Source organism: Pseudomonas sp. FBCC-B545, assembly GCF_059134095.1.
The window spans coordinates 149,254-165,510 of the sequence record NZ_CP101441.1 but is presented as its reverse complement, the minus strand read 5'-3'; the positions used below and the strand labels follow the sequence as shown (position 1 = coordinate 165,510).

15 protein-coding genes and 2 pseudogenes are annotated in these 16,257 nt (G+C 60.5%); 11 read left to right on the top strand and 6 right to left on the bottom strand.

Annotation, left to right across the window (positions count from 1 at the left end; all coding sequences use genetic code 11):
• Positions 1-37 precede the first annotated feature (37 nt).
• The 4 genes from rpoZ to NMB39_RS00695 are packed head-to-tail and all read left to right on the top strand — an operon-like array spanning position 38 to position 3,686.
• Positions 38-301, top strand: a complete 264-nt coding sequence (rpoZ, locus tag NMB39_RS00710) for a DNA-directed RNA polymerase subunit omega (protein WP_003195508.1) — start codon at positions 38-40, stop codon at positions 299-301.
• 60 nt (positions 302-361) lie between these two features.
• On the top strand, positions 362-2,467 hold the full coding sequence (spoT, locus tag NMB39_RS00705; RefSeq protein WP_057023328.1) for a bifunctional GTP diphosphokinase/guanosine-3',5'-bis pyrophosphate 3'-pyrophosphohydrolase: 2,106 nt from the start codon (positions 362-364) through the stop codon (positions 2,465-2,467).
• A 39-nt stretch (positions 2,468-2,506) separates the two neighbouring features.
• Positions 2,507-2,887: a RidA family protein gene (locus NMB39_RS00700; RefSeq protein WP_003176922.1), complete on the top strand. Its 381-nt coding sequence runs from the start codon at positions 2,507-2,509 to the stop codon at positions 2,885-2,887.
• 55 nt (positions 2,888-2,942) lie between these two features.
• Complete coding sequence (locus NMB39_RS00695) at positions 2,943-3,686, top strand: hypothetical protein (protein ID WP_494339711.1); 744 nt, start codon at positions 2,943-2,945, stop codon at positions 3,684-3,686.
• Between the two features lie 124 nt (positions 3,687-3,810).
• Here the strand turns inward: NMB39_RS00695 and NMB39_RS00690 are convergent, their stop codons facing one another.
• The gene (locus NMB39_RS00690) at positions 3,811-4,662 is read right to left on the bottom strand and encodes an SDR family oxidoreductase (RefSeq protein ID WP_494339712.1); all 852 of its coding nucleotides are present in this window, start codon (positions 4,660-4,662) and stop codon (positions 3,811-3,813) included.
• A gap of 189 nt (positions 4,663-4,851) precedes the next feature.
• Here NMB39_RS00690 and exbB point away from each other — a divergent pair, with 189 nt between their 5' ends.
• The 6 genes from exbB (at position 4,852) to NMB39_RS00660 (ending at position 11,664) form a co-directional block, all read left to right on the top strand.
• Positions 4,852-5,838, top strand: a complete 987-nt coding sequence (gene exbB / locus NMB39_RS00685; protein ID WP_494339713.1) for a tonB-system energizer ExbB — start codon at positions 4,852-4,854, stop codon at positions 5,836-5,838.
• Positions 5,839-5,844: 6 nt separating this feature from the next.
• On the top strand, positions 5,845-6,270 hold the full coding sequence (gene exbD / locus NMB39_RS00680) for a TonB system transport protein ExbD (protein ID WP_003176926.1): 426 nt from the start codon (positions 5,845-5,847) through the stop codon (positions 6,268-6,270).
• Positions 6,267-7,016: a TonB family protein gene (locus NMB39_RS00675; RefSeq protein WP_057011438.1), complete on the top strand. Its 750-nt coding sequence runs from the start codon at positions 6,267-6,269 to the stop codon at positions 7,014-7,016. Before exbD ends, NMB39_RS00675 begins: the two co-directional genes overlap by 4 nt.
• Before the next feature lie 165 nt (positions 7,017-7,181).
• On the top strand, positions 7,182-8,102 hold the full coding sequence (locus tag NMB39_RS00670; RefSeq protein WP_043048080.1) for a hydrogen peroxide-inducible genes activator: 921 nt from the start codon (positions 7,182-7,184) through the stop codon (positions 8,100-8,102).
• An 8-nt stretch (positions 8,103-8,110) separates the two neighbouring features.
• Positions 8,111-10,186 (top strand): ATP-dependent DNA helicase RecG, encoded by a 2,076-nt coding sequence (gene recG / locus NMB39_RS00665; RefSeq protein WP_217880741.1) that lies wholly within the window; start codon positions 8,111-8,113, stop codon positions 10,184-10,186.
• A gap of 77 nt (positions 10,187-10,263) precedes the next feature.
• Positions 10,264-11,664 carry an aminoacyl-tRNA deacylase and HDOD domain-containing protein gene (locus tag NMB39_RS00660; RefSeq protein ID WP_057023324.1) on the top strand — a complete coding sequence of 467 codons (1,401 nt, stop codon included), beginning with the start codon at positions 10,264-10,266 and terminating at the stop codon, positions 11,662-11,664.
• Between the two features lie 129 nt (positions 11,665-11,793).
• Here the strand turns inward: NMB39_RS00660 and NMB39_RS00655 are convergent.
• From NMB39_RS00655 to NMB39_RS00645, 3 genes and pseudogenes are all read right to left on the bottom strand, one after another.
• Positions 11,794-11,874: pseudogene (locus tag NMB39_RS00655) on the bottom strand (helicase); the annotation flags it as partial.
• A gap of 97 nt (positions 11,875-11,971) precedes the next feature.
• On the bottom strand, positions 11,972-12,448 hold the full coding sequence (locus NMB39_RS00650; RefSeq protein ID WP_057023323.1) for a DUF6392 family protein: 477 nt from the start codon (positions 12,446-12,448) through the stop codon (positions 11,972-11,974).
• The gene (locus NMB39_RS00645; RefSeq protein ID WP_494339714.1) at positions 12,448-13,914 is read right to left on the bottom strand and encodes an S-type pyocin domain-containing protein; all 1,467 of its coding nucleotides are present in this window, start codon (positions 13,912-13,914) and stop codon (positions 12,448-12,450) included. Before NMB39_RS00645 ends, NMB39_RS00650 begins: the two co-directional genes overlap by 1 nt.
• 507 nt (positions 13,915-14,421) lie before the next feature.
• On the opposite strand from NMB39_RS00645, the pseudogene NMB39_RS00640 reads away from it, so the two are divergent.
• Positions 14,422-14,664 (top strand): annotated as a pseudogene (locus NMB39_RS00640) (DUF6124 family protein).
• Between the two features lie 128 nt (positions 14,665-14,792).
• Here NMB39_RS00640 and NMB39_RS00635 read toward each other — a convergent pair.
• A complete protein-coding gene (locus tag NMB39_RS00635) occupies positions 14,793-15,170 on the bottom strand; it encodes a hypothetical protein (RefSeq protein ID WP_046070103.1) in 378 nt (125 codons plus the stop codon).
• Positions 15,171-15,294: 124 nt separating this feature from the next.
• Positions 15,295-16,218: a type VI secretion system-associated lipoprotein TagQ gene (tagQ, locus tag NMB39_RS00630; protein ID WP_043048086.1), complete on the bottom strand. Its 924-nt coding sequence runs from the start codon at positions 16,216-16,218 to the stop codon at positions 15,295-15,297.
• Positions 16,219-16,257: the final 39 nt, after the last annotated feature.

Below are 16,257 nucleotides of genomic sequence, written 5' to 3'. Positions count from 1 at the left end.
GGGCAGCGCGCATCTTGCATTCGCTCCGAGGAATACCATGGCCCGCGTAACCGTTGAAGACTGCCTAGAACACGTGGATAACCGCTTTGAGCTGGTCATGCTCTCTACCAAGCGTGCCCGTCAACTGGCCACTGGCGGCAAAGAGCCTCTGGTCCAGTGGGAAAACGACAAGCCTACCGTTGTAGCCCTGCGTGAAATTGCTGAAGGCCTGATGAGCTACGAGTTCATCGCCAACGCCGAAATCGTTGAAGACGAGCCGCTGTTTGCAGCGTTCGAAGGCGAGTCCAACGAGGACGTCTAAGCCTATGCCTGGTCGACGTAGCACGGCGCGGGGTCACAGCCATCGGCAGGAGTTCACACTTTGCCGAGCATAGACGCCCTCGCCGATCGCTTATCGACCTACCTCGGCCCAGACCAGGTCAACCTGGTCCGCCGAGCGTATTTCTACGCCGAACAAGCCCACGATGGCCAACGCCGCCGCAGTGGCGAGGCGTATGTCACCCATCCTCTCGCGGTGGCAAATATTCTTGCCGACATGCACATGGACCATCAGAGCCTGATGGCTGCGATGCTGCATGACGTGATCGAAGACACCGGCATCGCCAAGGAAGCGCTCAGCGCGCAGTTTGGCGAAACCGTGGCCGAACTGGTCGACGGGGTCAGCAAACTGACCCAGATGAACTTCGAGACCAAGGCCGAAGCCCAGGCGGAAAACTTTCAGAAGATGGCCATGGCCATGGCCCGGGATATCCGGGTGATCCTGGTCAAGCTGGCCGACCGGCTGCACAACATGCGCACGCTGGAAGTGCTGTCCGGCGAAAAACGTCGGCGCATCGCCAAGGAAACCCTGGAAATCTACGCGCCCATCGCCAACCGGCTGGGCATGCACGCCATTCGCATCGAATTCGAAGACCTCGGTTTCAAGGCCATGCACCCGATGCGTTCGGCGCGCATCTACCAGGCGGTCAAGCGCGCCCGGGGCAACCGCAAGGAAATCGTCAACAAGATCGAAGAGTCCCTGAGCCATTGCCTGGCGATCGACGAGATCGAGGGCGAAGTCAGCGGTCGGCAGAAGCATATCTACGGCATCTACAAGAAGATGCGCGGCAAACGCCGGGCCTTCAACGAGATCATGGACGTGTATGCGTTCCGGATCATCGTCGACAAGGTCGATACCTGCTACCGCGTGCTGGGCGCTGTACATAATTTGTACAAACCCCTGCCGGGCCGCTTCAAGGACTACATCGCGATCCCCAAGGCCAACGGCTACCAGTCGCTGCACACCACGCTGTTCGGTATGCATGGCGTGCCCATCGAGATCCAGATCCGCACCCGCGAAATGGAAGAGATGGCCAACAACGGCATCGCCGCCCACTGGCTGTACAAATCCAGCGGCGACGAGCAGCCCAAAGGCACCCATGCCCGCGCCCGCCAATGGGTCAAGGGCGTGCTGGAAATGCAGCAACGTGCCGGCAACTCCCTGGAATTCATCGAAAGCGTAAAGATCGACCTGTTCCCGGACGAGGTCTACGTGTTCACGCCCAAGGGCCGGATCATGGAGCTGCCAAAAGGCTCCACGGCGGTCGACTTTGCCTACGCGGTGCACACCGACGTCGGCAACAGCTGCATCGCCTGCCGCATCAATCGTCGTCTCGCACCGCTGTCCGAACCGCTGCAAAGTGGCTCCACAGTCGAGATCGTCAGTGCTCCAGGCGCACGCCCGAACCCGGCGTGGCTCAACTTCGTGGTCACCGGCAAGGCACGTACGCATATTCGCCATGCCCTGAAACTGCAGCGTCGTTCCGAGTCAATCAGCCTGGGAGAACGCCTGCTGAACAAAGTACTCAACGGTTTCGACAGCGCCCTGGACAGGATCCCGCAGGAACGCGTGCAAGCGATGCTCCACGAATACCGTCAGGAAACCATCGAAGACCTGCTGGAAGATATCGGCCTGGGCAACCGCATGGCCTACGTGGTCGCCCGCCGTCTGCTGGGCGAAGGCGAACAGTTGCCGAGCCCGGAAGGCCCGCTGGCGATTCGTGGTACCGAAGGCCTGGTGCTCAGCTACGCCAAATGCTGCACGCCGATCCCTGGCGACCCGATTGTCGGGCACTTGTCCGCGGGCAAGGGCATGGTGGTACACCTGGACAACTGCCGCAACATCACCGAAATCCGTCACAACCCGGAAAAATGCATCCAGCTCTCGTGGGCCAAGGATGTCACCGGCGAATTCAACGTCGAGCTGCGGGTGGAGCTGGAACACCAGCGCGGCCTGATCGCCCTGCTGGCCAGCAGCGTCAACGCCGCCGACGGCAATATCGAGAAAATCAGCATGGACGAACGTGATGGTCGCATCAGCGTGGTCCAGCTGGTGGTCAGCGTGCACGACCGCGTGCACCTGGCCCGCGTGATCAAGAAACTGCGTGCCTTGACTGGGGTCATCCGCATCACCCGTATGCGTGCATGACTCCTCAGATAACTCATCACCCATTACAAGGAGTCACTCATGACCAAGACAGTTATCACCAGCGATAAAGCCCCAGCCGCCATCGGCACCTACTCCCAGGCGATCAAGGCGGGCAACACCGTCTACATGTCCGGCCAGATCCCACTGGACCCAAAGACCATGGAACTGGTTGAAGGCTTCGAAGCCCAGACCGTACAGGTCTTCGAAAACCTCAAGTCCGTGGCCGAGGCCGCCGGCGGTTCATTCAAGGACATCGTCAAGCTGAACATCTTCCTCACCGACCTGAGCCACTTCGCCAAGGTCAACGAGATCATGGGCAAGTACTTCGAACAACCCTACCCGGCCCGCGCCGCCATTGGCGTTGCCGCCCTGCCAAAAGGCGCGCAGGTTGAGATGGACGCCATTCTGGTCATCGAGTAAAACACCCGGCGCAGCCCAACAGGCTGCGCCGACTTCGTTTCAGAAGGATTTCGTGATGCGCAAAGCGCTTGTAGCCTCTTCGTTGCTCGCCCTGGTGCTGGGCGGCTGTGCCAGCAACCCCGCCGACCTGGATGTGAGCGGTACCTGGATCAACCAGGCCGCCATCGATGCGGCAGCCAAGGGCGGCCCTTTGCGTGAAGCCCTGCAGTCCTATGGCCCCAACCTTGAGTGGGAGGTCAACACCAAGGCTGCGCAGGCGCGCTACTACAATGGTTTTGAAGTAGCCGAAGGCAAGCTGACCGGTGAAAAGTCCGGCGCCTGGAGCGTCGACTTCTACGGCAGCACCGCTACCGAACTCAAGCGCAAAGGCAAGCAGCTGCTGCAAGTAGCCAATGACAATGAGCCAGAGCAACTGTTCGGCCGCGCCAAAGAGCCAGCCCCTGAAGGCGCGCCATTGGGCGCCAACTTCGAGCGGGCGCTGTACGCGACCTACATGGGTGGCGACTGGAAGATCACCGACGGCACGGGCAGCGGCGCCACGGTGCAGTTCCAGGCTGACGGCAAGGTCGCCGGCCTACCTGGCGTTGACCGTTACTCGCTGTGCCTGGCGGGTGATTGCGCCTCCATGAGCGGCGGTTACGACAGCATCTGGCTGCAACTGAACGGCCAGGGCAACCCGTGGATCTTCACGCGCAAGGGTGAACAGCTGGAAATCTTCCAGGCAATCAATACCGCGCAGGCGGATGAAGTGCCTCAGTTCACGCCGGGCCCTCGCCAATGGCTGCTGGAAAAGCAATAAGCGCTTTGCCTTAGCTCCAAAGGTGGGAGGGGGCTTGCCCCCGATGGCGGTGCATCAGCCAAAATAACGGTGGCTGACACTCTGCTATCGGGGGCAAGCCCCCTCCTCCATCTTCAGATTTATTTCAGCCCTTGAGTATCGCGGCATACCCTTCACGATAGGTCGGATACTTGGGCACCCAACCAAGGGCCTTAACCCTGGCATTGCTGCATTGCTTGCTGCCCGCACGCCGCACACTGGCGTCATCAGCCCATTCGGTCACACCCAGGTACTCGCGCAACCAGCCCACCACCTCGGCCAATGGCGCCGGCGCATCGTCGACACCGATGTAGACTTTGTCCAATGTACCGCCCTGCTCTACGTGCCGCAGTAAAAACGCCAGCAGCCCGGCCGCATCATCGGCGTGAATCCGGTTGCCATATAAAGGCGGGTCAATCGCTACCCGATAGCCTTGGCGCACCTGGGTCAACAGCCATTCGCGTCCCGGACCGTAAATCCCGGTCAGCCGCACGACACTGGCGGGGATGCCGCTGTCGAGCGCCACTTGCTCTGCCTCCAGCATCACCTGCCCGGAGTAACCCTTCGCTTGCGTCTCTGACGTTTCGTCGACCCACTCGCCGTTCTGCTGCCCATACACACTGCTGCTGGATACGAACAACAGGTGTTTCGGCTCCTGGCCGTAGTCCTTCAACCACTCCAGCACATGTTGCAGCCCCTGCACGTAAGCGGCGCGATAGCCGGTTTCGTCATGGTCGGTGGCAGCGGCGCAATACACCAGGTAATCCACCCCGCCGATAGGCCAGGTGTCAGGGCAATCCTTGTCGAACAGGTCGCCGGCGATGCCAATCACCCCCTCGGGCAGGCGCGAAATATCGCGGCGCAAGCCATGAACCTCCCATTCCGAGGCCAGCAATTGGCTAGCCAGCCGACTACCCACATCGCCGCAACCGGCAATCACAACAGAAGGCACAGACATCACAAAACTCCGTTCTTAAAGGCGCAGATTAGCCGCCAGACATGACCAGCGGCCAGAAAAAGCCAAATAAAGTTACTGTATTACTTCTGTTAACAAGAATTACTTGCAATAATAACCACCCATTTGTCCTCGCCCCCCCCCTGGGTTTGGAAGGACGATCACCCATTTTTTCTCTCAGGTCCGGCCAGCATGACACGTAATACAAAACCCGCTTCGCCAACCAAGCCTCACAGTCCATCCCGCGCCTGGCGTGCGATTGCTGCGATGCTGTTCAGCATACTGCTGGCACCGACCGCCGCATTCGCTGATGCCACGGCCCCCACCGCTCCGGCTGCCACCGAGCAAAATGCTGCTGCCCCGGCGGCCGCTCCAGCTCCAGCTCCAGCCGCTACCGACCCGGCCCAGGCTGCGGGCGACGCCGCACCTGCCGACGAAACCGGCGTGGTGCTGGAAGAAGACAACACCCTGGGCATGGCCCACGACTTGTCGCCATGGGGCATGTACCAGAATGCCGACGTGGTGGTGAAGGCCGTGATGATCGGCCTGGCCATCGCCTCGATCATTACCTGGACTATCTGGATTGCCAAAGGCTTCGAGCTGCTGGGTGCCAAGCGCCGCCTGCGTGCTGAAATCGTCCACCTGAAAAAAGCCACCACCCTCAAGGAAGCGAGCGAAACCGCGACCAGGAAGGGCACCCTGGCCAACACCCTGGTGCACGACGCCCTGGAAGAAATGCGCCTGTCGGCCAATACCCGCGAAAAAGAAGGTATCAAGGAGCGCGTGGCTTTCCGCCTCGAGCGCCTGGTTGCGGCCTGCGGCCGTAACATGAGCAGCGGCACCGGCGTACTCGCCACCATTGGCTCCACCGCACCTTTCGTCGGCCTGTTCGGCACCGTATGGGGCATCATGAACAGCTTCATCGGCATCGCCAAGACCCAGACCACCAACCTCGCCGTCGTTGCCCCCGGCATCGCCGAAGCCCTGCTGGCTACCGCCCTGGGCCTGGTTGCCGCGATCCCTGCGGTGGTGATCTACAACGTCTTCGCCCGTTCGATTGCCGGCTACAAAGCCCAGGTTTCGGATGCATCGGCAGAAGTCCTGTTGCTGGTCAGCCGTGACCTCGATCACCTGCCTACCGAGCGCAGCTCGCAACCGCACATGGTGAAAGTGGGGTAATCGGCCATGGGCCTGCATTTGAATCAAGGCGACGACGAGCTCGTCGAGAACCACGAAATCAACGTCACACCGTTTATCGACGTGATGCTGGTGCTGCTGATCATCTTCATGGTGGCGGCACCGCTGGCCACCGTGGACATCAAGGTGGACCTGCCAGCCTCCAGCGCCAAGCCGGCGCCGCGGCCGGAGAAACCGATCTTCCTCAGCGTCAAGGCAGACCAACGCCTGTTCCTGGGCGAAGAAGAAGTCAAGACTGAAAGCCTGGGCCCGGTGCTCGATGCCAAGACCCAGGGTAAGAAAGACACGACGATCTTCTTCCAGGCCGACAAAGGCGTGGACTACGGCGACCTGATGAGCGTGATGGATGCCCTGCGGGCAGCCGGCTACCTCAAGGTGGGCCTGGTCGGACTTGAGACGGCAGCCAAGAAATGATCACGACGCGCCACAAACTGACGCGTTATGGCACCAGCCTCGCCGTCGTGCTGGGCGTGCATGCCGTCGCGATCATCATCGCGCTCCAATGGTCCGCGCCGCAGGTGATCCAGTTGCCACCCGCCGCCATGGTCATCGACCTGGCGCCGATGCCGGCACCACCACCTCCGGCACCGCCCAAGGTGGTGACGCCGCCGCAGCCGCCTGCCCCCGTGGAAGAGCTGCCCCTGCCAAAAATGGCCGAGGCGCCCAAGCCAACGATCCAGGTGCCCAAGCCGGTCAAGCCCAAGCCTAAGCCGCAACCGCCCAAGCCGGTAGAGAAGAAGCCCGAGCCACCCAAGGAAAAACCTTCCGAGGAGCCGCCGAGCGAAACTCCACCGACCAATACACCGGCGGAAAAATCGGCCCAGCCCGCGCCTGGCCCATCGGCACAGCAGATAGCGGCCCAGGCGTCCTGGCAAAGCACCCTGCTGGCGCACCTGCAGAAGTACAAGAAGTACCCGCCCGCCGCCCAACAGCGCGGCAAGGAAGGTATGAACCGCTTGCGCTTCGTGGTCGATGCCGAAGGCAACGTATTGTCCTACGAGTTGGAAGGCCGCTCCGGCAACGCCGACCTGGACCGTGCGACCCTGGAGATGATCCGCAAGGCCCAGCCGCTGCCCAAGCCACCAGCCGACCTGCTGAAAAATGGCAGCGTCGAACTCGTTGCGCCGTTCGTCTACAACATCGACAAGCGCCGCCGTTAAACACATCTACAAGCAATGCGGGAGGAAGTTTTTACTCCCGCATTCGCCATCGCCAAATCAGCAAAATTTCCGACATTCCCCACTCAATCCCCAGCAAAGTTCTGATAACGTGCGTCTATCGATTGCAGCCGGTATGCTTGGCCTGCAACCTCATGGACGCCTGCTATGACTCTTACAGAATTACGCTACATCGTGACCCTCGCCCAGGAACAGCACTTCGGCCACGCGGCCGAGCGTTGCCATGTCAGCCAGCCGACGCTGTCGGTGGGCGTCAAAAAGCTTGAAGACGAACTCGGTGTGTTGATTTTCGAGCGCAGCAAGAGCGCCGTGCGCCTCACTCCGGTGGGCGAAGGCATCGTGGCCCAGGCCCAGAAGGTCCTGGAACAAGCGCAAAGCATTCGCGAACTGGCCCAGGCCGGCAAGAACCAGCTGACCGCGCCGCTCAAGGTCGGCGCGATCTACACTGTCGGCCCGTATCTGTTCCCGCACTTGATCCCGCAACTGCATCGCGTCGCGCCGCAGATGCCGCTGTATATCGAAGAAAACTTCACCCACGTGCTGCGCGACAAACTGCGCAATGGCGAGTTGGACGCGATCATCATCGCCCTGCCGTTCAACGAGGCGGACGTACTCACGCTACCTCTCTACGACGAGCCGTTCTACGTGTTGATGCCGGCCTCCCACCCGTGGACCAAGAAGGACACTATCGACGCCGCCCTGCTCAACGACAAGAGCCTGCTGCTGCTTGGCGAAGGCCACTGCTTCCGCGACCAGGTATTGGAAGCCTGCCCGACCCTGACCAAGGGCAACGACGGCGCCAAGCACACCACGGTGGAATCCAGCTCACTGGAAACCATTCGCCATATGGTCGCTTCCGGCCTGGGCATCTCGATCCTGCCGCTGTCAGCCGTAGACAGCCATCACTACGCCCAGGGCGTAATCGAAGTGCGCCCGCTCACACCTCCGGTGCCGTTCCGCACCGTGGCGATCGCCTGGCGTGCCAGCTTCCCACGCCCCAAAGCGATTGAGATTCTCGCCGATTCGATCCGCCTGTGCTCGGTGGCCAAGCCGCCCGTTGCGAGCTAAGCAACCGTATGACTGAGCTGTCGCAGGTGCCGGTGACGGCACTCAAGGGTGTCGGTGAGGCCATGGCCGAGAAGCTGGCCAAGGTCGGCCTGGAAAACCTCCAGGACGTGCTGTTCCATTTGCCCCTGCGCTACCAGGATCGCACCCGCGTGGTGCCCATCGGCCACTTGCGCCCCGGGCAGGACGCGGTGATCGAAGGCACCGTCAGCGGCGCCGACGTGGTGATGGGCAAGCGCCGCAGCCTGGTGGTGCGCCTGCAGGATGGCACCGGCGGCTTGAGCCTGCGCTTCTACCATTTCAGCAACGCGCAGAAAGAGGGCCTCAAGCGTGGTACCCGCGTGCGCTGCTACGGCGAGGCGCGCCCTGGCGCTTCGGGCCTGGAAATCTACCACCCGGAATACCGCGCCATTACCGGCGACGAACCGCCACCGGTAGATACCACGCTCACACCGATCTACCCGCTGACCGAAGGCCTGACCCAGCAACGCCTGCGCCAGCTGTGCATGCAGACCCTGACCATGCTCGGCCCGCAAAGCCTGCCCGACTGGCTGCCCCTGGAGCTGGCCCGCGACTATCAACTGGCGCCCCTGGCTGATGCGATCCGCTACCTGCACCACCCGCCCGCCGATGCCGACGTGGACGAACTCGCCCTCGGCCATCATTGGGCCCAGCATCGCCTGGCCTTCGAAGAGCTGCTGACCCACCAACTGTCCCAGCAGCGCCTGCGTGAAAGCATGCGCTCCCTGCGCGCCCCGGCAATGCCAAAGGCCACCCGGCTGCCGGCGCAATACCTGGCTAACCTCGGCTTTGCGCCGACCGGAGCGCAACAGCGTGTGGGCAATGAAATCGCCTACGACCTCAGCCAGCAAGAACCGATGCTGCGCCTGATCCAGGGCGACGTAGGCGCAGGCAAGACCGTGGTGGCTGCCCTCGCCGCCTTGCAAGCACTGGAGGCTGGTTATCAAGTGGCGCTGATGGCGCCCACTGAAATCCTTGCCGAACAACATTTCATCACCTTCAAGCGCTGGCTCGAACCGCTGGGCCTGGAAGTGGCGTGGCTGGCCGGCAAGCTCAAAGGCAAGAACCGCGCAAGCGCCCTGGAGCAGATCGCCGCGGGCGCCCCTATGGTGGTGGGCACCCATGCGTTGTTCCAGGACGAAGTGCAGTTCAAGAACCTTGCCTTGGTCATCATTGACGAACAGCACCGCTTCGGCGTGCAACAGCGCCTGGCCCTGCGCCAGAAAGGCGTGGGCGGGCGCATGAACCCGCACCAGTTGATCATGACCGCCACCCCGATCCCGCGCACCCTGGCCATGAGCGCCTACGCCGACCTCGACACCTCGATCCTCGACGAACTGCCGCCCGGGCGTACCCCGGTCAATACCGTGCTGGTCACCGACACCCGGCGCGTTGAAGTGATAGAGCGCGTGCGCGGCGCCTGTGCCGAAGGCCGTCAGGCGTACTGGGTGTGCACCTTGATCGAAGAGTCCGAAGAGCTGACCTGCCAGGCCGCCGAGACCACCTACGAAGACCTCACCAGCGCCTTGGGCGAACTCAAGGTCGGGCTGATCCATGGGCGCATGAAACCTGCGGAGAAGGCCGCAGTGATGGCCGAGTTCAAGGCCGGCAACCTGCAATTGCTGGTGGCGACCACGGTGATCGAAGTGGGCGTGGACGTGCCCAACGCCAGCCTGATGATCATCGAAAACCCCGAGCGCCTGGGCCTGGCGCAACTGCACCAACTGCGCGGCCGGGTCGGCCGGGGCAGTGCTGCCAGCCACTGCGTGTTGCTGTATCACCCGCCGCTGTCGCAGATCGGTCGTCAGCGCCTGGGGATCATGCGCGAAACCAATGACGGTTTTGTCATCGCCGAAAAAGACCTCGAACTGCGCGGTCCGGGTGAAATGCTCGGCACGCGCCAGACCGGCCTGCTGCAATTCAAGGTTGCTGACCTGATGCGCGACGCCGATCTGTTGCCTGCCGTGCGCGACGCCGCCCAGGCCCTGCTCGAACGCTGGCCCGATCACGTCAGCCCGTTGCTGGATCGCTGGCTGCGGCACGGGCAGCAATACGGCCAAGTGTGACGCCTGACGCACTTATCCGACCAACACCTGTATCAAGCTGGTTATACTCCAATGAATGTAAGAAATTGGATCAGGCCATGTCAGAAGTTGCCCTCGCCACAGCCCCACTGACCGCCCCGCCGGTCATTCGGGCGCTGCTCGCCAAGCTCGCCATCCCCTACACGGAAGTCATCGAACAACCTGGCATGAACCCTGCGCAAAAGGTCCAGGCGGTGTTGCTTGAAGATGCGGTTGGCGCACTCATGGTGCTGTTCCCCCAAAGCCAGTTGCTCGACCTCAACCGCCTCGCCGAACTCACGGGTCGCCGCCTCACGGCCGTTGCCCCTGAGCGCGTCGAACGCATGCTCGGCAAGCATGCCCTGAGTCTGCTGCCGGGCCTGCCGGCACTCACCAGTTCACCGTGCCTGTATGAAGGCAGCCTGCTCAACGAGCCGAGCCTGCTGGTGCATTCGGGCGAAGCCGGACTGTTGCTGGAAATCCCCGGCGACGCGTTCAAGGGTATGCTGACCAAGGCCAGCGCCGCGCACTTCGGTGAACCGCTGAGCAATATCCGCCCAAACCTCGACCGCCCCAATGATGACCGCGAGGAAATCACCCAGGCGATGCAGGCGTTCACCGCCCGCCGTATCCAGCAACGTCTTGAGGCGACCATCGAGATTCCACCGCTGGCCGACACGGCGCAAAAGATCATCAAGCTGCGCGTCGACCCCAACGCCACCATTGATGACATCACCGGCGTGGTGGAAACCGACCCGGCCCTCGCCGCCCAAGTGGTGAGTTGGGCCGCGTCGCCCTACTACGCATCGCCGGGCAAGATCCGTTCAGTCGAAGATGCCATCGTGCGCGTACTGGGCTTCGATCTGGTGATCAACCTGGCCCTCGGCCTGGCCCTGGGCAAGACCCTGAGCCTGCCCAAGGACCGTCCGCATCAGTCCACGCCCTATTGGCACCAGTCGATCTACACCGCCGCCGTGATCGAGGGCCTGACCCGCGCCATACCGCGCGCCCAGCGCCCGGAAGCCGGCCTGACCTACCTGGCCGGCCTGCTGCACAACTTCGGCTACCTGCTGCTGGCCCACGTGTTCCCGCCGCACTTTTCGCTGATCTGCCGGCATCTGGAGGTCAACCCGCACCTGTGCCACAGCTATGTCGAACAGCACTTGCTAGGTATCACCCGCGAGCAGATCGGTGCCTGGCTGATGCGCTATTGGGACATGCCCGACGAACTGTCCACCGCCCTGCGCTTTCAGCACGATCCGACCTATGACGGGCAATACGCTGAGTATCCGAACCTGGTGTGTTTGGCCGTACGCTTGTTGCGCAGCCGGGGGATTGGTTCCGGGCCCGACGAGACCATTCCAGATGCGCTGCTTGAGCGTCTGGGCCTGAGTCGTGAGAAGGCTGAGGAAGTAGTCGGCAAGGTGCTGGATGCCGAGGTGTTGTTGCGCGAACTGGCTTCCCAGTTCAGCCAGGGCTGAATGTGTAGCCCCTCAGGCCGCTATCGGGAGCAAGCCCCCTCCCACATTTGCCTGCATTCCAACGTTGGAACTCAATCAAATGTGGGAGGGGCTTGCTCCCGATGCATCCAACTCGGCCTACCTGAAACCCTACTTCTTCTTTTTCGGCTTCAAATACTTGGTCAACCCCTGAAACCAGATTACCAGCGCCGGGTTGCCCTTGATCTGGATCTATTGATCGTTCCCACGCTCTGCGCTCATCGCTCTACACAAATCTCGATGAGCACAGAGCGAGGGAACAATCACTAACCGAGTAACGGAAGGTAGATCAGTCGTGGTTCTTATCAATCAATGTAAACACCAACGCCTTTACTTGAAAAGTGGGGCTGTACTTGCAGATCAACTTGATATTCGGATATGTACTTGGATCAAGGCGATAGGCATCCCATCCTCCAGTCATGCCCACGGGCTGTGGCATTTTTACAGGAGCACTCGATTCTATCGGGACGCCGAAATGAGACCGAATGTCGGATTTTGTCATCGTAGAAGCGAGCGGTTTGGGCAGCTCGCCCTTATATTCAACCGTTGAGGGAGTGCTTTTGATCAGAGTGATGAATAGCGTTTCCAATCGCTTGGTTTCTGCCCAAAAACTCAAGGAAAGACCCAATGCCGGTTCCAAGTGTAGGCGATCCCGCCCTTCATAAAGTTCCTGTAATGGCTGGTTCGGTATCAACCCTTCGGCAATCAAAACGTCGTAGCGCCTGCCAAGACTCCTGATCCAGCCCTCGATAGTTTTCGCATTCATCAATACCACCCCTGTTCTTTAGCGAGCCTATGCAGCTGCTCTCGAGCCACTTCAATGTCCGCATCGGTGAAGCCTTCTTCAAGAAGGCCGCGTTTAATCGCATTGAAATTGCTGTCCACTGCTGCCCTAAGGTCGGAGGCATCCTGCACCTGCTTTGCTTTGGTACTACGCCCCCCGTAGGTCTCACTGTATTTTTGATGGACTCGGGCAGGAATAGCGATGCTTGGGGCTCGTCTAAGGTAATCCCTTATTTCCCGTGGATCCATTTCTCCGTCAAGTTTTAATAAAACGGCTTCAAGCACTTTACGAGCCGGAAGATGATCGATGTCATAACCATCTTTGATGCTACGACTGCTCAAGTCGTCATATGCCCCAACTTCCAGTGGAGTAACCATTGGCTTGGCAAACACCAAATACAACGGCGGCAGACCCGAATCAGCAGGAAACGAAATGATCGTATCCTGCCAGGTGACGTCCTCAGCTTCCCGACCTGGGTAGTGACTGATTACCGAATCTTGCCCCACTGCAACCGGATGAACGAACAAATTATCCAAGCGCTCCGGTGTACCTGGGTATGGGCTCGGCGCACTGACCACCGGTCCACGGTTCGGCGTCCAAGTGATGCTGATGCCATCCAGCACCGCCACCATCGCGCTGTTGTCCGCATTCCATCCGGCTTGCGCAACGGGCACGCGATCAACACCACTCTCAGGCTTGGTATGTATGCCGTAAACACGCAGTTCACCTGACTCATCCTGGCGAAACTGGAAACGCACCCGCGTACTGGCCGAGCGCATACCGGCCAACTGTGCGGGGCTGTACAGCGTTGAATCACCGATATCTCGCGGCCAAAAAGCCAGAAGCACGACGTTGAGGGCCGAACTGGCGCCGGCCAGCCCTCGTACAGCCCAGGCCCCGAGGTCGCTGCCGAGCGTTCCGGAGACCCTGCCGACGGCGCCCGTCGTACCGGTTGAGGCCATGACGGCCGTGGTGCCGAAGTTCCTGGCGTTTTCCGGGCCGGTTCCCGCAGCGGTAGAACCGGCCGGCACCGAAACGCATGATTTGGCGAAAACGCATGCATCAGCGGCACGATTCGGCGCAACGGGCGCGGAAAAGCTGGGAGGGGGCGAGACGGATGCGGTCGATCCCATTCCAGCGGCGGTGAATCGTTGAGGCTGGGGGCCGAACTGCTGAGATTTGAAGCTCTGATTGGCAATCAACTCCGGCGGCGGATCGCATTTGCAGATACACAGATCCCCCTCAAGCGCCGCCTGCTTGCCGTCCCACTCTTCGTGCAGATGAGGGCCGGTGAGCGCGATGAAGCCTTCAGTGCCGCAGGCTGGACAAGCGACCCGGTCACCCTCCCTTGAGATCAATTCGCCGTTGAAACTGGTGCGCTCACAACCGCTGATCACTTTGCCACCCGCCGTGGTGGTTGAACCCGTGGTGATGTTGTAGCGCCTCACATCTGGCTCTGCACGCGGTCGTTGAGAGGGGTGTTGACTGGGCCGATTGACTGCAGGACCTGAGTATCAGTGCTCTTCATGGTTTGTCCTTTTTTACGCGTACGGGTGCTCAAACGCGGTCGTGGCGTTGAGTTATGCAAAGAGGAAATGGCAAGGAAGATGTTGCTGACTAGCACAGAGCCAAACAACTGTCCGTTCGGCTAGGTATTGGGAAAAACAGAAACATCCGACAACTCTTTGAGGTTGCCCCTAGGAAACGCGGCCTCTAGTCTCCGTACACCGCTGCAAACTCAGCGGTCGGGCGTCGCGGCCCGGATTGATTAAGTACTGCCTCCTTTCAGTTGACGCTTTTTTATCGTCTACTGTGCTGCGTTATGGTGGCTGTGCGCGGGATACCTTCGGGTATGCCGGTTTCCTTAATCTCCGGTCCGCGAACCTGCGCACAGCTGCCACCCCATCGCATCGCGGCGATCAATGGCAGCTCCACTTAGATTAAGGAATTTCACAATGATCAAACCCACCCCCAACCCTCCCATCCGCCTGTTCACCGTTGCCGACAGCATCAGCACCGAAGACCTGTAGATCAACCTCAGCGAAACACTTGCTTCGGCCAACGCGCTGAGCTGCGACCTGGCCTTTAACTTAGAAGGTTCACCACGAGAGGAACTGCTGGGCGTTGCGCAATTGATTGAGCTGGCACAGTTGTTGGCTGATCGAGTACTCACTGTCTCAGGACAGGTAAGCCCGTGAGATGACGGACTGACCCCTTTTGAGAGCAAGTCACTTCCCACATTTGACCGAATTCCAGCTATGGAATGCATTCCAAGTGTGGGAGGGGGCTTGCTCCCGATGAATCCACCTCGGTTTTACTGAAAACCTCAGCTCTTCTTTTTCTTCGGTTTCAAATACTTGGTCAACCCCTGGAACCAGATCACCAGCGCCGGGTTGCCCTTGATCTGGATCGACTTATCCTGAATCCCCGTCATGAACGCCAGTTGCTTGTTCTTCGCCTGCATCGTGGCAAAACCGTAGGCGGCATCCTTGAAGGCAATCGCAAAAGCAGGCTCAGGGTGAACACCTGAACGGCTGGTGATGCGCTGGTCTTTGACAATGAAGTGACGGGCAACCTTGCCGTCGAGGGTCTGCAGCTGGAAGGCCAGGTCTTTGTCACCCAGTTGCTGCTGGAACGCGGGGTTGGTGCGGCTGGCTTTGCCCATCATCAGGCCCAGCACCCACAGGAGAAGACGAAATTTCATGCACACGGCCTCGGTGTATTTATTGGAGTGGCCGCAGCAGTGTAACGATTTGCAAAAAGAACGCCACCGATCTCGCGCTTTAGACGCAGATCGGCGGGCGTTTAACGCTTATAGCAACAAGTGCTTAGACGTTAGGGCAAGGCACCGGTGCCCAGTCGACCAGGTTCGGGTTGGTGCAGTTGAGCTTGAGCTGGGAATCACCCGCGTTGGCCACCTGCTTGCTTTCAGCCTGCTTGGCCTGGGCCGTTTGCAAGGTCTTCTCGGTGGTGACCGCTTCTTTCGGCACGGTTGGCAGCACTGGCTTTTTCGGTGGCTTGGTGCCGCCTTTCTTCTTCGTCGACGTCACAACGGGGGCTGCATCGGCCTGGGCCACGGTGACCACGTCGGCACGCTGTACGCCGACTTGTTGCAGGTCTTTTTCGTAGGCCTGGGTGTAGTTGTTCAGATCTTCGCTGGCTTTGCCGTTGACCGCGACGATCAGGTCATTGGATTCCTTCAGGCCCGCAACGATTTCCGCCAGGCGCTTGCGGCCTTCGGTGTCGTTGACAGTCTTGGCCTTGCGGTCGGCCACCAGCTTGGTGAACGCGCTCTGGTAGCACTGTTGCGAGGCCTTGGCGTAGGCGGTGCTGCGGTCGATGTCGGAAACGCTTTTGTTCACGTCAGCGGCATAGGAGGCAATGCGCTGGTTGTCATCGGCAATCTGCTTCTGACGCTCGGTGTAGTAACCCGCCGCGCCGCCGGCCAGAGCGCCGCCCGCAGCGCCGATGGCGGCGTTACGGCCACGCTTTTCCTTGTCGCCGGTCAGGGCGCCCAACAACGCACCGCCGGCCGCGCCGATGGCGGCACCGGTCACCACCGACTTGGTCATGTTCGAATCGGTAGCGCGCAGGTGCTGCACCGGCTCGTAGCAGTTGGGGTAGTACTCGACCTTGGTGCTCGATGCGACCTTGGAGGCTGGCGACGTAGCGCAACCAGTCAACACGGTGCTGAAACCGGCTGCGATCAGCAGCAGGTGACGCTTGGAAACCGCCTTACGGGAAAAAAGCATAGGTGTGATCTCTATTAAGTTTGACTTGCCCAGCACGGC